The sequence below is a fragment of the Streptococcus sp. 3874 genome (assembly GCF_013276425.1).
GTDB classification, from domain to species: Bacteria; Bacillota; Bacilli; order Lactobacillales; family Streptococcaceae; genus Streptococcus; species Streptococcus pseudopneumoniae.
Genome location: NZ_VMLA01000022.1, coordinates 31,320 through 46,450, shown reverse-complemented (window position 1 = coordinate 46,450; position 15,131 = coordinate 31,320). Strand labels below are relative to the sequence as shown.

At 40.3% G+C, this 15,131-nt stretch carries 14 protein-coding genes and 1 pseudogene; 13 read left to right on the top strand and 2 right to left on the bottom strand.

Annotation, left to right across the window (positions count from 1 at the left end; translation table 11 throughout):
• Nucleotides 1-120 precede the first annotated feature (120 nt).
• From HT703_RS02305 to HT703_RS02270, 8 genes and pseudogenes are all read left to right on the top strand, one after another.
• Nucleotides 121-951, top strand: coding sequence for an amino acid ABC transporter substrate-binding protein (locus HT703_RS02305; RefSeq protein ID WP_049513066.1), 831 nt, complete (start codon nucleotides 121-123; stop codon nucleotides 949-951).
• 153 nt (nucleotides 952-1,104) lie between these two features.
• On the top strand, nucleotides 1,105-1,959 hold the full coding sequence (locus HT703_RS02300; protein ID WP_172929903.1) for a MetQ/NlpA family ABC transporter substrate-binding protein: 855 nt from the start codon (nucleotides 1,105-1,107) through the stop codon (nucleotides 1,957-1,959).
• A gap of 99 nt (nucleotides 1,960-2,058) precedes the next feature.
• Nucleotides 2,059-3,432 carry a M20/M25/M40 family metallo-hydrolase gene (locus HT703_RS02295; protein WP_172929902.1) on the top strand — a complete coding sequence of 458 codons (1,374 nt, stop codon included), beginning with the start codon at nucleotides 2,059-2,061 and terminating at the stop codon, nucleotides 3,430-3,432.
• Nucleotides 3,425-4,486 (top strand): methionine ABC transporter ATP-binding protein, encoded by a 1,062-nt coding sequence (locus HT703_RS02290; RefSeq protein ID WP_000085666.1) that lies wholly within the window; start codon nucleotides 3,425-3,427, stop codon nucleotides 4,484-4,486. Before HT703_RS02295 ends, HT703_RS02290 begins: the two co-directional genes overlap by 8 nt.
• A 1-nt stretch (nucleotide 4,487) precedes the next feature.
• Entirely contained in the window at nucleotides 4,488-5,180 is a 693-nt protein-coding gene (locus HT703_RS02285) for a methionine ABC transporter permease (RefSeq protein ID WP_000444652.1), read from the top strand.
• Nucleotides 5,181-5,310: 130 nt separating this feature from the next.
• A complete protein-coding gene (locus tag HT703_RS02280) occupies nucleotides 5,311-6,180 on the top strand; it encodes an Rgg/GadR/MutR family transcriptional regulator (RefSeq protein ID WP_172929901.1) in 870 nt (289 codons plus the stop codon).
• A gap of 184 nt (nucleotides 6,181-6,364) precedes the next feature.
• A complete protein-coding gene (locus tag HT703_RS02275; RefSeq protein ID WP_172929900.1) occupies nucleotides 6,365-7,609 on the top strand; it encodes a transporter in 1,245 nt (414 codons plus the stop codon).
• 22 nt (nucleotides 7,610-7,631) lie between these two features.
• A pseudogene (locus HT703_RS02270) lies at nucleotides 7,632-7,850 on the top strand (hypothetical protein); the annotation flags it as partial.
• A gap of 152 nt (nucleotides 7,851-8,002) precedes the next feature.
• Here the strand turns inward: HT703_RS02270 and HT703_RS02265 are convergent.
• Complete coding sequence (locus tag HT703_RS02265; protein ID WP_172929897.1) at nucleotides 8,003-8,572, bottom strand: MptD family putative ECF transporter S component; 570 nt, start codon at nucleotides 8,570-8,572, stop codon at nucleotides 8,003-8,005.
• Between the two features lie 134 nt (nucleotides 8,573-8,706).
• Between HT703_RS02265 and HT703_RS02260 the strand changes: the two genes are divergently transcribed.
• The 5 genes from HT703_RS02260 to nrdI all read left to right on the top strand — a co-directional run bounded on the left by HT703_RS02260 (nucleotide 8,707) and on the right by nrdI (nucleotide 13,409).
• Nucleotides 8,707-9,321: a YesL family protein gene (locus HT703_RS02260; RefSeq protein WP_000532349.1), complete on the top strand. Its 615-nt coding sequence runs from the start codon at nucleotides 8,707-8,709 to the stop codon at nucleotides 9,319-9,321.
• Nucleotides 9,299-10,969 carry a sensor histidine kinase gene (locus tag HT703_RS02255; protein WP_345890285.1) on the top strand — a complete coding sequence of 557 codons (1,671 nt, stop codon included), beginning with the start codon at nucleotides 9,299-9,301 and terminating at the stop codon, nucleotides 10,967-10,969. Before HT703_RS02260 ends, HT703_RS02255 begins: the two co-directional genes overlap by 23 nt.
• Nucleotides 10,970-10,980: 11 nt before the next feature.
• Nucleotides 10,981-12,267, top strand: coding sequence for a response regulator transcription factor (locus tag HT703_RS02250; RefSeq protein ID WP_172929895.1), 1,287 nt, complete (start codon nucleotides 10,981-10,983; stop codon nucleotides 12,265-12,267).
• 60 nt (nucleotides 12,268-12,327) lie between these two features.
• Nucleotides 12,328-12,861 carry a hypothetical protein gene (locus HT703_RS02245; RefSeq protein WP_000729015.1) on the top strand — a complete coding sequence of 178 codons (534 nt, stop codon included), beginning with the start codon at nucleotides 12,328-12,330 and terminating at the stop codon, nucleotides 12,859-12,861.
• 77 nt (nucleotides 12,862-12,938) lie between these two features.
• The gene (gene nrdI / locus HT703_RS02240) at nucleotides 12,939-13,409 is read left to right on the top strand and encodes a class Ib ribonucleoside-diphosphate reductase assembly flavoprotein NrdI (RefSeq protein ID WP_000849623.1); all 471 of its coding nucleotides are present in this window, start codon (nucleotides 12,939-12,941) and stop codon (nucleotides 13,407-13,409) included.
• 284 nt (nucleotides 13,410-13,693) lie between these two features.
• Here nrdI and HT703_RS02235 read toward each other — a convergent pair whose 3' ends face one another.
• Entirely contained in the window at nucleotides 13,694-14,956 is a 1,263-nt protein-coding gene (locus tag HT703_RS02235) for an NRAMP family divalent metal transporter (RefSeq protein ID WP_054393086.1), read from the bottom strand.
• Nucleotides 14,957-15,131 lie beyond the last annotated feature (175 nt).

Genomic DNA, 15,131 nt, shown 5'->3' with positions numbered 1-15,131 from the left:
ATTTTCATTGAGTATAAATCAGCCATAAAGAAAACCTATCACAGAGATAGATATCATATAATGGCGAAAATGTTCTTTTTCTGTTAAGATTATAAGGTATTCTATTTTGGAGGAAATGACATGAAAAAAATCGTTAAATACTCATCTCTTGCTGCTCTAGGGCTTATTGCTGCAGGTGTGCTTGCGGCTTGCTCAGGTGGTGCTAAGAAAGAAGGAGAAGCAGCTAGCAAGAAAGAAATCATCGTTGCAACCAATGGTTCGCCAAAACCATTTATCTATGAAGAAAATGGCGAATTGACTGGTTACGAGATTGAAGTGGTTCGCGCTATCTTTAAAGACTCTGACAAGTATGATGTCAAGTTTGAAAAGACAGAATGGTCAGGTGTCTTTGCAGGTCTTGATGCTGATCGTTACAATATGGCTGTCAACAATCTTAGCTACACTAAAGAACGTGCGGAGAAATACCTCTATGCTGCACCAATTGCCCAAAACCCTAATGTCCTTGTAGTGAAGAAAGATGACTCTAGCATCAAGTCTCTCGCTGATATCGGTGGAAAATCGACGGAAGTCGTTCAAGCTACTACATCAGCTAAGCAGTTAGAAGCATACAACGCTGAACACCCAGACAACCCAACTATCCTTAACTATACTAAGGCAGACTTCCAACAAATCATGGTACGTTTGAGCGATGGCCAATTTGACTATAAGATTTTTGATAAAATCGGTGTTGAAACAGTTATCAAGAACCAAGGTTTGGATAACTTGAAAGTTATCGAACTTCCAAGCGACCAACAACCTTACGTTTACCCACTTCTTGCTCAAGGTCAAGATGAGTTGAAATCATTTGTAGACAAACGCATTAAAGAACTCTACAAAGATGGAACGCTTGAAAAATTGTCTAAACAATTCTTCGGAGACACTTACCTACCGGCAGAAGCTGATATTAAATAATTTCTTGAAATCATCCATTCTGAATAAGATGGGTGATTTCTCAGTTTTTAGGGATATAGTTTTAAACTATATATCTGATTATCTAATAACAATTTGTGCAATTGAACAAAGTATGAGATACTAGTACGGTATTATTTTTAAGGAGAAAGAATCATGAAAATTAAAAAATGGCTTGGTGTAGCAGCCCTTGCTACAGTCGCAGGTTTGGCTCTTGCAGCTTGCGGAAACTCAGAAAAGAAAGCAGACAATGCAACAACTATTAAAATCGCAACTGTTAACCGTAGCGGTTCTGAAGAAGCGCGTTGGGATAAAGTTCAAGAATTGGTTAAAAAAGACGGAATCACTTTGGAATTTACAGAGTTCACAGACTACTCACAACCAAACAAGGCAACTGCTGATGGCGAAGTAGACTTGAACGCTTTCCAACACTACAACTTCTTGAACAACTGGAACAAAGAAAACGGAAAAGACCTTGTAGCGATTGCTGATACTTACATCTCTCCAATCCGCCTTTACTCAGGTTTGAATGGAAGTGAAAACAAGTACACTAAAGTAGAAGATATCCCAGCAAACGGAGAAATCGCTGTACCAAATGACGCTACAAACGAAAGCCGTGCGCTTTACTTGCTTCAATCAGCTGGCTTGATTAAATTGGACGTTTCAGGAACTGCTCTTGCAACTGTTGCTAACATCAAAGAAAATCCAAAGAACTTGAAAATCACTGAATTGGATGCTAGCCAAACAGCTCGTTCATTGTCATCAGTTGACGCTGCCGTTGTAAACAATACCTTCGTTACAGAAGCAAAATTGGACTACAAAAAAGCACTTTTCAAAGAACAAGCTGATGAAAACTCAAAACAATGGTACAACATCATCGTTGCGAAAAAAGATTGGGAAACATCACCAAAAGCTGATGCTATCAAGAAAGTGATCGCAGCTTACCACACAGATGACGTGAAAAAAGTTATCGAAGAAACATCAGACGGTTTGGATCAACCAGTTTGGTAATAAGAAACAGGGAGGTGGGAGAGAGAATTCCACCTCTTGCTTTTGTATAGAGCATGGATTGTAAAGAAGACTATAGTTTCATAGAAAGGTAGAGAGAATATGGTTTTTCCTAGCGAACAAGAACAGATTGAAAAATTTGAAAAGGATCATGTAGCCCAGCATTATTTTGAGGTTTTGCGTACCTTGATTTCTAAGAAGTCGGTCTTTGCCCAACAGGTGGGTCTCAAAGAAGTTGCCAACTATCTGGGTGAGATTTTCAAGCGTGTTGGGGCTGAAGTGAAGATTGATGAGACTTATACGGCGCCCTTTGTCATGGCGCATTTCAAGAGTTCGCGCCCAGATGCCAAGACTTTGATTTTCTATAACCACTATGACACTGTGCCAGCGGACGGAGATCAAGTGTGGACAGAGGATCCCTTTACGCTTTCGGTGCGCAATGGCTTCATGTATGGGCGTGGGGTTGATGATGATAAGGGGCATATCACAGCTCGTTTGAGTGCTTTGAGAAAATACATGCAGCACCACGATGACCTGCCTGTCAATATCAGCTTTATCATGGAGGGTGCGGAGGAATCGGCCTCGACAGACCTAGATAAGTATCTGGAAAAACATGCGGATAAACTCCGTGGTGCAGATTTGTTGGTCTGGGAACAAGGGACCAAAAATGCCTTGGAACAGCTGGAAATTTCTGGTGGAAATAAGGGGATTGTGACCTTTGATGCCAAGGTAAAAAGTGCGGATGTCGATATCCATTCTAGTTATGGTGGGGTTGTGGAATCAGCTCCCTGGTATCTCCTCCAAGCCCTACAGTCTCTTCGCGCTGCAGATGGCCGTATCTTAGTTGAAGGCTTGTACGAAGAAGTACAAGAGCCAAATGAACGAGAAATGGCCTTGCTAGAAACTTATGGTCAACGAAACCCAGAGGAAGTCAGTCGGATTTATGGATTGGAGTTGCCTCTCTTACAGGAGGAGCGGATGGCCTTTCTAAAACGTTTCTTTTTCGAGCCAGCGCTTAATATCGAAGGGATTCAGTCTGGTTATCAAGGTCAGGGTGTTAAGACTATTTTGCCTGCAGAAGCCAGTGCCAAGCTAGAGGTTCGTCTGGTTCCGGGCTTAGAACCGCATGATGTTCTGGAAAAAATTCGGAAACAGCTAGACAAAAATGGCTTTGATAGGGTAGAATTATACTATACCTTGGGAGAGATGAGCTATCGAAGCGATATGAGCGCACCAGCCATTCTCAATGTAATCGAGTTGGCCAAGAAATTCTATCCACAGGGCGTTTCAGTCTTGCCGACGACAGCGGGGACAGGGCCTATGCATACGGTCTTTGATGCCCTAGAGGTGCCAATGGTGGCCTTCGGTCTAGGAAATGCCAATAGCCGAGACCACGGTGGAGATGAAAATGTGCGAATCGCCGATTACTATACCCATATTGAATTAGTAGAGGAGCTGATTAGAAGCTATGAGTAGAGATATTATCAAGTTAGATCAGATCGATGTGACTTTTCACCAAAAGAAGAGAACCATCACAGCGGTCAAAGATGTGACCATTCACATCCAAGAAGGGGATATTTACGGAATTGTTGGATATTCTGGAGCAGGGAAATCAACCCTTGTACGGGTGATTAACCTCTTGCAAAAGCCATCTGCAGGGAAAATTACCATTGACGACGATGTGATTTTTGATGGCAAGGTGACCTTGACAGCCGAGCAGTTGCGTCGTAAACGTCAGGATATCGGGATGATTTTCCAGCATTTCAATCTGATGAGCCAAAAGACAGCAGAGGAGAATGTAGCCTTTGCCCTTAAACACTCTGGACTCAGCAAGGAAGAAAAGAAGGCTAAAGTAGCTAAGTTGTTGGACTTGGTTGGCTTGGCAGACCGTGCTGAAAACTACCCTTCACAATTATCTGGAGGGCAAAAACAGCGTGTGGCCATTGCGCGTGCCTTGGCAAATGACCCAAAAATCTTGATTTCAGATGAGTCAACGTCTGCCCTTGACCCTAAGACAACCAAGCAGATTTTGGCTTTGTTGCAAGATTTGAACCAAAAATTAGGCTTGACGGTTGTCTTGATTACGCATGAAATGCAGATTGTCAAAGATATTGCCAATCGTGTGGCAGTTATGCAGGACGGACATTTGATTGAAGAGGGTAGTGTCCTTGAAATCTTCTCAGACCCTAAACAACCCTTGACCCAAGACTTTATCTCAACAGCTACAGGTATTGACGAAGCCATGGTCAAGATTGAGAAACAAGAAATCGTGGAACACTTGTCTGAAAACAGTCTATTGGTGCAGCTCAAGTACGCTGGAGCTTCAACAGACGAGCCACTTTTGAATGAATTGTACAAGCACTACCAAGTAACGGCTAATATTCTCTATGGAAATATCGAAATTCTCGATGGCACTCCTGTTGGAGAATTGGTTGTAGTCTTGTCAGGTGAAAAAGCAGCCTTGGCAGGTGCCCAAGAAGCCATTCGTCAAGCAGGTGTACAACTAAAAGTATTGAAGGGAGGACAGTAAGATGGAATCATTGATTCAAACCTATTTACCAAATGTCTATAAGATGGGCTGGGCTGGTCAAGCAGGCTGGGGAACAGCCATCTACCTAACCCTTTATATGACAGTTCTTTCCTTTATCATCGGAGGGCTCTTGGGACTGGTGGCAGGTCTTTTCCTTGTCTTGACAGCGCCGGGTGGTGTTTTGGAAAATAAAGTTGTTTTTTGGATTTTGGATAAGATTACCTCTATTTTCCGTGCGGTACCATTTATCATTCTCTTGGCAGTCTTGTCACCCTTCTCTCATCTAATCGTAGGAACAAGCATTGGTCCAAATGCGGCTATCGTACCGCTATCTTTTGCAGTCTTTGCCTTCTTTGCCCGTCAAGTGCAGGTTGTCTTGGCTGAGCTAGATGGTGGTGTCATTGAGGCGGCTCAAGCGAGCGGAGCGACTTTCTGGGACATCGTGGGTGTTTACCTATCAGAAGGTCTTCCAGATTTGATTCGCGTGACGACTGTGACCTTGATTTCCCTTGTTGGGGAAACAGCTATGGCTGGTGCGGTTGGAGCTGGTGGTATCGGTAACGTAGCCATCGCTTATGGATTTAACCGCTACAATCACGATGTGACCATCTTGGCAACAATCATTATCATTTTGATTATCTTTGCAATCCAATTCTTGGGAGACTTCTTGACCAAGAAATTGAGCCATAAATAAAAAAGAGCTAGGAAATCTGTACATCATTCATAGGAGTTGTCGTTATCGTCAAGACTTAAAATTCTCTGTACTGGTTGCTATCAACCGTTACTTTTATGAGTTAGAGAGTTAAGAATTGTGGGGAGTCAATATGCAAAATCTGGGAGAAGTTTTTAAAGAATTGAGAAAGAGTCGGAATGTATCTCTACAGGAGGCGACGGGAGGAGAGTTTACTTATTCCATGCTGAGCAAATTTGAGCGTGGAGAAGCAGACTTATCATCTATGAAATTGATTACTGCCTTAGATAACATCCACTCTGATTTGAATGAATTTATGTACTTGGTACGTGGTTTTTCTCAGAAAAAGGTTTTGGCTTTTCAAGAAAATCTTTGGGATTTATATGACAGAGAAGGGATTGATTCTCTCCACTCCTTGTATGAAGAGACGACTCAAAAGTATAGTTCAAGTGGTAAAAAGAGCTATCTCTTACAAATGATTCGTATCAAAAGCCTTCTCGTGTTTTTTGATTCAGAAATAAGGGCAACGGATGAAGAACTGACTTTTCTCTATGACTATTTTTTTACTATTGACATCTGGGGAAATTATGAATTGGAACTATTTTCAACGATTTCTACTTTGTTTCCTCTGCCCCTCTATTTTAAATATTCTAGGGAGATGTTACAAAAGACGGATTTATTAGGCTCTTTACCTAGTAACAAAGCTGGTATTGATACCATTTTGATGAATGGACTTTTTAAAGCGATAGAGGAAAAGGATAAATTAAAAGCAGATTATTTTATCTTTCAGATTGAAAAACGAGACTTGCCAGAATCTCAAGCTTATCTTAAAATCATTTATATGATTGCTAAAGGGTATTATGATACTATTTTTAATGTAAAAAATAAGGGTCTTGAAAAAATTCAGAGAGGCATTACAATCTTACAAGATTTAGAGTATGTAGATGGTGCAAGATATTATGAAAACTATTTTGCAAATCAGCTTTCAAATGAAGATTTGTAATATATTCTCGTTACATCGACTGATGAAAAATAAATGGGTTTGTAGATGGAGTGATAATTAGCAGTTTCTAGGAGCTAGAGTTCCTATTTTCAGAAAAAATATATTACAAAAAAGTGGGGAGTCCCGCTTTTTTTGTTAGACTGGATTCAATAGAATACTCTTTGAAATGTGAGAAAGGCCTGTTATGAAACTATTCTTAAAACATCATTTATTTAGAATACTGACCTTATCGAGGTTTTTAAGCTCAAGTGGAGCTTATATTTATAATCTGGTATTTATCGTTTATGCTGCGAGTCTACCCTTTAAAAATATAGCAGTATTTATGGCGAACATGATTATGATTTTACCTTTCCTATTTACTTTTTATGTTGGGATTAAGGCTGATCATACTCGGAATAAAGCAGGGACAATTATCTGGGTTGGTTGTGTGCAAAGTCTACTATTTCTTTTGATTGCTAGTGTGATTCATGATCAGAACTTCGTGACGTTTGCTTTTATCTGTATGGTTAATATCTGTTCGGATATTTTATCGGATTATACAGCAGGCCTTCGTATGCCGATTATCCAGCATAATATTTCGGAAGATAAGCTCTATGAAGCCTATTCCTTTACTCAGTTTGTCTCCTATTTATCAAATCTAGGAGGTCAAGCCTTAGGAGTGTGGTTACTCACAACAAGTCACCAAAATTTTTCTTTTGTTGCAATTGTGAATGCTGGCTTCTTTTTACTATCTTCTCTTATTTTGTTCAAAAATAGAAGAGAATTGACGTATTTGTCTGTAAGTGTAGAGGATAAGTCGATTAGTTTACTTCAACAAGTTAAGGCAATCTATGCGGACATGGATAATATATTTAGACAGAGAGAAAGTAAATCTTTGTTTAAAATTATTCTTGTTATTTTAGTAATGAATACTTTGGGAGGAGCTGTTGGAGGTATTTATCACTTTTACTTATTAGACCATACTATTTATCATCTCAGCTATGCTCAAGCCCTATTTTTAATTGAATGTGTTAGCTTGGGAGGAGCTATTCTTGGTAGCCTAACTCCCCATGATTATTTTGGGAAATTGTCGTTTTCAAGTTTGCTATCGCTCAATGCAATTCTGTTTGTCTTGCTTGCTACTGCTAATATTTTAGATTTTTCTCCTCTAGTAGGTGTTGCCTGCTTAGCCTTTGTCATGTATTTGATGTCGAAATCAATGCCTAAATTAGATACTCTGTTACTGTCTAATTTGAGTGCGGATGTGTTAGCTAGAAGTAATAATCTCTTGAGTATGATTTTTTCCCTAACATTACCCTTGGGGATGTCTGTATTTTCCTTCTTAGCTTTACAAGATATCAGGCTTTGTTGGTGGATGTTTTTGGTAGTGAGTGTGATAGGGCTCATTTTATCCCTAGAAAAAAGAAGTTTTTCAGGTAAAAAATTTTAACCTAGGAAGCTCAGGCTTACTAGAAGGTCTTCCAGATTTGATCCGTGTGACGACTGTGACCTTGATTTCCCTTGTTGGGGAAACAGCTATGGTCGGTGCAGTTGGAGCTGGTGGTATTGGTAACGTAGCTATCGCTTATGGATTTAACCGCTACAATCACGATGTGACCATCTTGGCAACCATCATTATCATTTTGATTATCTTTAAATTCATACTCAATGAAAATCAAAGAGCAAAGTAGGAAACTAGCCGCAGGNNCAGTTACATATACCTACGGCAAGGCGAGGTTGACGTGGTTTGAAGAGATTTTCGAAGAGTATCAATTCTTGGGAGACTTCTTGACTAAGTCTTGAGTCATAAATAAAAAAGAGCCGCCTGGCTCTTTTTAACTGATCAGATTTTCTGCGCAAATTTTTTACTCAAGGCTTGTCCAATCAAGGCACCCACTAGGGCTCCGATGACAATACTTGCTATAAATAGAAGGATGGTTCCAGGATTTGGCGCGACCATGATACGGTCGATATATTCTTGGGATTTTCCTCTTGCCAGAAGGGTAGCCATATAGGCTTTGGGCGCAATCCACATAAGCAAGATTGGACCTGTTGAGCTAAAGGCAAAGAGAATGAAAGAAAGGAAGTTCTTTGTTTGGTCCTTGTATTTTCCTAAATGAGCTATTCCATCTGCTAGGAGGCCACAGATAATTCCAGGAAGGAAGGCACCAGCACCGTGCTTAGATCCCAAGAAAAAGAGGGCCATGACAAGCCCGATAGTGGTAATGGCTCCAAAGTGCGGAACTTTTGCGACCAGAATCATATAGACGCTACCGCCGACAAGGGCAGTAAAAGCAGGCGCATAAAACATGTTTCCAGTTTGGTCAAAGAGATTGCCCAAAAGGACACCAATCCCCATGCAGAGGAAGTAAAGAACTGCAAAAAGAAGTGTAGTTAAGATAGATTTTTTCATGAATTGTCTCCTGATAATTTTTTCACAATTCTCATTTTACCATGGTTTGATGGGATTGTAAATGGATAGTAGAAGTTTTTGAAAACGCTTGAAATATGATATAATGGTTTCATAGTTATTTTTAGGAGGGTATCATGGGGAGATTTTTAGACTTTGTCTTTAATCGTTTCTTTTTAGGGATGATTGCGACAGCCTTCTTTTGGCTATTAACTTTAGCAGGAGGGATTATCCTTGGTCTAGCGCCGGCTAGTGCCACCTTAATGAGCTTGTATGCAGAACATGGTTATAGCTTTCGGGAATACAGTTTGAAGGAGGCGTGGTCTCTTTATAAGCAAAATTTTGTCTCAAGCAATCTGATTTTCTATAGCTTTCTAGGAGTGGATTTAGTTTTGGTCTATGGCTTGTATCTCTTGGTACAATTGCCTCATCAGACTATTATTCATTTGATTGCGACCTTTTTGAATGTTCTAGTAGTTGCCCTGCTGTTTTTGGCTTATACAGTATCTTTGAAACTACAAGTTTATTTTGACTTGTCTTATCGAAATAGTCTCAAACTATCCTTGATTGGCATCTTTATGAGCCTAGCAGCTGTGGCCAAGGTTCTCCTTGGGACCGTGCTACTTGTGGCAATTGGTTACTATATGCCTGCCCTGCTATTTTTTGTAGGAATTGGGATGTGGCATTTCTTTATCAGTGATATGTTGGAACCGGTCTATGAAAGTATCCATGAAAAATTGGCGACAAAGTAGGATGAAGCAGTTTTGGCTACATACGCTTCTAAGAACCTACAGTTCAGTGATGATCATTATTATTGCGAGTTTTGCAATCTTACTCTCCTATGCTGACTGGGATTCACGGGAAAAGGAAGCCCAGAGAGTAGCCCAGCGTGTAACTGCTAGAACAGTCGAAGAGGTGGAGTATTATTATCGCGAGTCAGCCCAGCTAGCTCAAGATTTAGTAGCCAATCAAGACCGTATACAAGGGGTTTATAAGTACTTTAGCCTGTCAACTTCTGAGTATTTTTATTGGCTGTTGGAGCATCAAGCAGCTTCGTCAACTTCTATTTCTCTGTATGAAAATATCGATGATCTTTATGTCCAAAATGACTATATAACGGGTGTTGCAATCGTCTTGCAGGACTTTAAAGAAGTTTATGTTTCGAGCAGAAATGAGAGAGGTGGTCATTCGGTACTTGCGGAAGGCTTTAAACCGGAGGCCAATAGTTTTGGAGTTCCTATTTTAGATCCAGCGACGGATCAATCTATAGGGGTTGTTTATATTTCCTTGGATCCAGAAATCTTATACCATGCTGTAGACAATACCCGAGGTCATATCCCGATGGCAGTAACAGTGACTTCACCTTTTGATACGGAGATTTTTCATATTGGTGAAACAGTTGATAAGGAGAGTGAAAATTGGCTAGTTGGCTTAACTTCTCATGGTTATCAGGTTCAGGTGGCAGTTCCCAAAAACTTTGTTTTACAAGGAACAGTGACTAGCTCTGCTTTGATTGTGAGCTTGAGCCTTCTCTTTATTGTCATTCTTTATCTGACTTTGAGGCAGACCTTTGCTAACTACCAAAAGCAGGTAGTGGATTTGGTGGATTCCATTCAGGCTATTGCCCAAGGGGAAGAAGGTCTTCGCATTGACACACTTGAAAAGGATCAGGAATTGCTCCTAATCGCAGAGACCACCAATGATATGTTGGATCGATTGGAAAAGAATATCCATGATATTTACCAGTTAGAGCTTAGTCAAAAAGATGCCAATATGCGAGCCCTGCAGGCGCAAATCAATCCTCATTTTATGTATAATACGCTGGAATTCTTGCGCATGTATGCAGTTATGCAGAGTCAAGATGAGTTGGCAGATATCATTTATGAATTCAGTAGTCTCTTGCGTAACAATATTTCTGACGAAAGAGAAACTCTTCTCAAACAGGAATTAGAATTTTGCCGTAAATATAGCTATCTCTGCATGGTTCGCTATCCCAAGTCCATTGCCTATGGTTTCAAGATAGACCCAGGGTTAGAGAATATGAAGATTCCTAAGTTTACCTTGCAACCGCTGGTAGAAAACTATTTCGCGCATGGTGTTGACCACAGGCGGACAGATAATGTGATTAGCATCAAGGCGCTTAAACAGGATGGTTTTGTGGAAATTTTAGTGGTAGATAATGGTAGAGGAATGTCGGTTGAAAAGCTGGCAAATATCCGAAAAAAATTAAGTCAGAGACATTTTGAACACCAAGACAGCTACAGTGATCAAAGGCAGTCTATCGGGATTGTCAATGTCCATGAGCGTTTTGTGCTCTATTTTGGAGACCGCTATGCCATTACTATAGAGTCTGCAGAGCAAGCAGGTGTTCAGTATCGTATTACAATTCAAGATGAGTAGAAAGGGAGAAAATGTATAAAGTATTATTAGTAGATGATGAGTACATGGTGACAGAAGGTCTGAAACGTTTGATTCCCTTCGATAAGTGGGATATGGAGGTCGTCGCAACAGCCAGTCATGCTGATGAAGCCCTAGAATATGTTCAGGAAAATCCTGTCGATGTCATCATTTCCGATGTCAATATGCCCGATAAAACAGGGCTTGATATGATTCGGGAGATGAAAGAGATTTTACCAGATGCTGCCTATATCCTGCTTTCAGGTTATCAGGAGTTTGATTATGTAAAAAGAGCAATGAACCTTAGTGTGGTGGACTATTTGGTCAAGCCTGTTGATAAGGTAGAGTTAGGAAATCTGCTGGAGAAGATTGCAGGTCAGCTCGGCGAGAGAGTAAAGAAAAGTCAGACTCTCAGTCAAGATTTAGACGAGGCTGGATTTGTTAGTTATCTAGGAGGTAAGGAGAATTGGTGGATAGGCCTATCCAAGGAAAAACAAGGCTCTTTCACCATTCCCTACTATGTATTGGGTCAAGACTGGCAGATTTTTATTTCTGATCAATCCCTAGATGGTTTAGTCGTTACTCCCTTTGAAGCTCCTTATCAAGAACACTTTGAACGCTGGAAGCTGAATGCTGAGAAAGCCCTCTTTTACGGTTCTGTAAATCTAAAACAGTCTGAGAGTCTCTTTGCCTATTACGAACCGATTTATAGGGTTATCATTCAGGGGAATCTCAATCAAATCGTGGAAGAGTTGAACCTTTTGGAGAAGGTGGTTCTTGAAAATACGCCGCGTGTTCCGATTACCAAACAGCTTTTTATCCAGTTTGTCATGGATGTCTTTCACTTGTTTGAACATCTCAAAGCTGATGATATGACGGACATTGTCAAAACCATTCATGCTATTCAATCCTTCGATGAATTGGTTTCTTATATCAAGGAAACTCTGACCAGCTTTTTCGGTCAATACCGTATGAATGAAAATGTGGTCAGTGTGCTGGAAGTCATTGGTCGTGATTACCAAAAAGAGCTTTCCCTCAAGGATATCAGTAAGGCCCTCTTTATCAATCCTGTCTATCTAGGTCAGTTGATTAAGCGAGAAACCGATTCGACCTTTGCAGAATTACTAAACAAACAACGTATTAAGGCTGCTCAGCAGCTCTTGCTTTCAACCAGTGACAGTATCGAAGATATTTGTTATGCTGTTGGTTACAGTAACCTTGGATATTTCTATAAAGTGTTCCGAAAATTGTGCGGAAAATCGCCAAAAGCCTACCGAAAACAGGTAGAAACGATACTGTAAGATTTGTATTCCTTTACAAAATGTGCTATAATATGAATAATATTATTAGGAGGTTCTATCATGAAAAAGAAACCGATTTATCTATGGGTCTTGCTAATCTTGTCTGCTCTTATTTCAGCAATGTCTCTGTTTGGAATGTTGAGTCCCTTACCTAGCAAAGAAGCTCTTCGTGCCGCTCAGAAACAAGTTGCAGGGGTCAGTGCTCAGCAATTAGAAGACCAGCTTAATTACAACTATGGAGTAGCAGAAGCGTATCATTCTATTTTTAATATGGCCTTGATTGTGCTATCTGCTATTTTAGTGGTCGTAGCGATTGTCTTCCTTATTCGTAAGAATTTGCAATATGCAAACTATACTTACGTTGGCTATGTTTTGTTAGCTATTATCGGTTCGATTTATGGCTATGTTGGTTTACAGGACGCTGTGCAGTTGGTTCAAGATGAGAGCATGCGTTTGACAATGAGTATTGGTTCAAAAGCTGTCAGCATTTTCTATATCGTCATCAATGTTCTCTTCCTAGCCCTTGTCTTCTATAAGATGTGGCGTCAGCAGAAAGCCTTGGCAGAAGAAGAGGAAGCAGAAAATCTTGCCTAAGTATTGACAAAAAAGAACTATCAAGATACAATCTTGGTAGTTCTTTTTCGATTAAAAATAAAATCATGGAGGTACATATGAAGACAATTTCTTTAGTTTATATTAGTTTGAGTGGCAACACTGAAAGTTTTGTGACGCGCTTGAAAGACTATCTCTTGTCCCAGTACAAAGGGATTGAGGTTCAAAAGATTCATATCAAGGATTTGGTCAAGGAAGGTCGCGATTTCTATGAAATGGACCATCCCTATGTCGCTTTTTTGCCGACCTATCTCGAAGGTGGGAATGGCGTTGATAACGGAGATGTCGAGATCTTGACGACACCCGTTGGGGATTTTATCGCCTATGGTGACAATGCTAGTAAGTGTTTTGGCGTGGTTGGTTCAGGAAATCGTAACTTTAATAACCAATACTGCCTGACAGCTAAGCAATACAGTCAACGTTTTGGTTTCCCTGTCTTGGCTGACTTTGAAATGCGAGGCATGCTGGAAGATATCAAACATGTCGCAGCTATTATCGCAGATTTGTATGAGTTGGAAAAGGAGAATTAAAATCAATATAAGAGGCGCTTGGGATTTTTCAACTGTTTTTTGAGTATAAACAGTCTTTGAGAACGTAAAAAAGCATAAGTTCAGGTCTTCAAAACCTTGTTCTTATGCTTTTTATCATAGAAATATTTGCTGCATTTTCTCTTGAAATGAAACCTTATACTCAATGAAAATCAAAGAGCAAACTAGGAAACTAGCCGCAGGCTGTACTTGAGTACGGCAAGGCGACGTTGACGTGGTTTGAATTTGATTTGCGAAGAGTATTATCTTCATCTCGCGCTTGTCAGTTAACCTGCTTTTCCGATTGCGAGTGCGTAGATAAAGAAGATGGCGAAGCCAAAGAGGAAAATCAATCCCGCAATGGCAAGGTGTTTGAGGCAAGAAGGAAGATTTTTGTTTTCACGTGTTACCAAGGCGTAATTCAAAAGAGCAAAGAAAGGTGTTGTCAGGAAAGAGCCAATCATGGCAAAGCGGAGCATGGTTGAAACCTGACCAGCGAAGAACTTGATAATGATGATACCGATGATAGCAGTGATGGTCATCCAGATGTTCAAAGATTTACGATTGTCCTCTTTTTGACTGATTAGCAGTCGGAGAGATTCCTGATTAACGCGAGAATAGCCATCGATAACAGTGATAACTGTTCCAAAGATACAGAGGAAGGCAATAAAAGTAATCAAGTAACGGGACCATTCGCCAAGAACAGAGGCATACATGCCCACGAATTGAGAGATGTATTTGACTGAAGCAGCTTCAACCGCCTGCCCTGTAGGATACTGAATCAGTGCTCCCAGTGCTACAAAGAAGACGGCTAGGATAGCTGTTCCAATATAACCAGTGTTAAAGTCAAACAGAGCGTCTTCTTTGTTAAAGTTGACGGTCTTTCTCTTTTCAGCTGACCAAAGTGAATTGATAGCTGAAATTTCAATAGGAGCAGGCATCCATCCTAGGAGGGAGACGATGAAGGGCAGAGCTGCCATTTGCCAAGGTGTCTTCTCGACAAAATCAGAACTGTATTCTGGATGCTTGACCGCTGCTATGATAACTGCAAGAACAGTTGCAATGGTCAAAGCTGACATGATCCATTTGACCATGCCGTCTAAAAGTTTGTAGCCTCCAAAGAGTAACATAGCCCAAATGATGGCAACGAGAATGAGGGACCACTGAGTGATGCTAAGACCAATCATTGGGAAGGCACTGGCGATGATAGCTGAGCACAGAATGGCAACACCAGCCGTGTTGACCATAGCCGAAAAGACATTGAGAATAAAGAAAATCCAGAGATAGAGTTTTCCTTTTTCGGCATAACCTTCAACCAAAGTCTTTCCAGTATCAGCTGTGTATTCAGCACCAAAACGGAAAAATGGATATTTAAAGACATTGGCTAAGATGACCAAGAGAAGTAGAGACCAACCGTAAGAACCGCCAGCTTGAGTGGAAGATACAATGTGGGAACCTCCAACAGCGGCAGTTGCCATTAGGATTCCAGGTCCCATTGCTTTTAGTTTACTTGTCCAGGTTGATTGATTTAACGAAATAGCTTGCGACATGATAAATACTCCTTTTTGAATTTTCAGAATAATCTGGATATGTAATCTATATTCTACAAAAAACTTTGGGAAAATGCAAGAATATTTTGAAAAAAGATAGAAAATTACAGAAAATTTACAAAGAAGATCTGAAAATAACTACTATGATAGCAATACTCTTCGAAAATCTCTTCAA

What these genes read in the sequence shown, in the direction of transcription:
- HT703_RS02305 (WP_049513066.1), top strand. Translation starts at nt 121, where the DNA reads ATGAAAAAAATCGTTAAATACTCATCTCTTGCTGCTCTAGGGCTTATT.
- HT703_RS02300 (WP_172929903.1), top strand. Translation starts at nt 1,105, where the DNA reads ATGAAAATTAAAAAATGGCTTGGTGTAGCAGCCCTTGCTACAGTCGCA.
- HT703_RS02295 (WP_172929902.1), top strand. Translation starts at nt 2,059, where the DNA reads ATGGTTTTTCCTAGCGAACAAGAACAGATTGAAAAATTTGAAAAGGAT.
- HT703_RS02290 (WP_000085666.1), top strand. Translation starts at nt 3,425, where the DNA reads ATGAGTAGAGATATTATCAAGTTAGATCAGATCGATGTGACTTTTCAC.
- HT703_RS02285 (WP_000444652.1), top strand. Translation starts at nt 4,488, where the DNA reads ATGGAATCATTGATTCAAACCTATTTACCAAATGTCTATAAGATGGGC.
- HT703_RS02280 (WP_172929901.1), top strand. Translation starts at nt 5,311, where the DNA reads ATGCAAAATCTGGGAGAAGTTTTTAAAGAATTGAGAAAGAGTCGGAAT.
- HT703_RS02275 (WP_172929900.1), top strand. Translation starts at nt 6,365, where the DNA reads ATGAAACTATTCTTAAAACATCATTTATTTAGAATACTGACCTTATCG.
- HT703_RS02265 (WP_172929897.1), bottom strand. Translation starts at nt 8,572, where the DNA reads ATGAAAAAATCTATCTTAACTACACTTCTTTTTGCAGTTCTTTACTTC.
- HT703_RS02260 (WP_000532349.1), top strand. Translation starts at nt 8,707, where the DNA reads ATGGGGAGATTTTTAGACTTTGTCTTTAATCGTTTCTTTTTAGGGATG.
- HT703_RS02255 (WP_345890285.1), top strand. Translation starts at nt 9,299, where the DNA reads ATGAAAAATTGGCGACAAAGTAGGATGAAGCAGTTTTGGCTACATACG.
- HT703_RS02250 (WP_172929895.1), top strand. Translation starts at nt 10,981, where the DNA reads ATGTATAAAGTATTATTAGTAGATGATGAGTACATGGTGACAGAAGGT.
- HT703_RS02245 (WP_000729015.1), top strand. Translation starts at nt 12,328, where the DNA reads ATGAAAAAGAAACCGATTTATCTATGGGTCTTGCTAATCTTGTCTGCT.
- nrdI (WP_000849623.1), top strand. Translation starts at nt 12,939, where the DNA reads ATGAAGACAATTTCTTTAGTTTATATTAGTTTGAGTGGCAACACTGAA.
- HT703_RS02235 (WP_054393086.1), bottom strand. Translation starts at nt 14,956, where the DNA reads ATGTCGCAAGCTATTTCGTTAAATCAATCAACCTGGACAAGTAAACTA.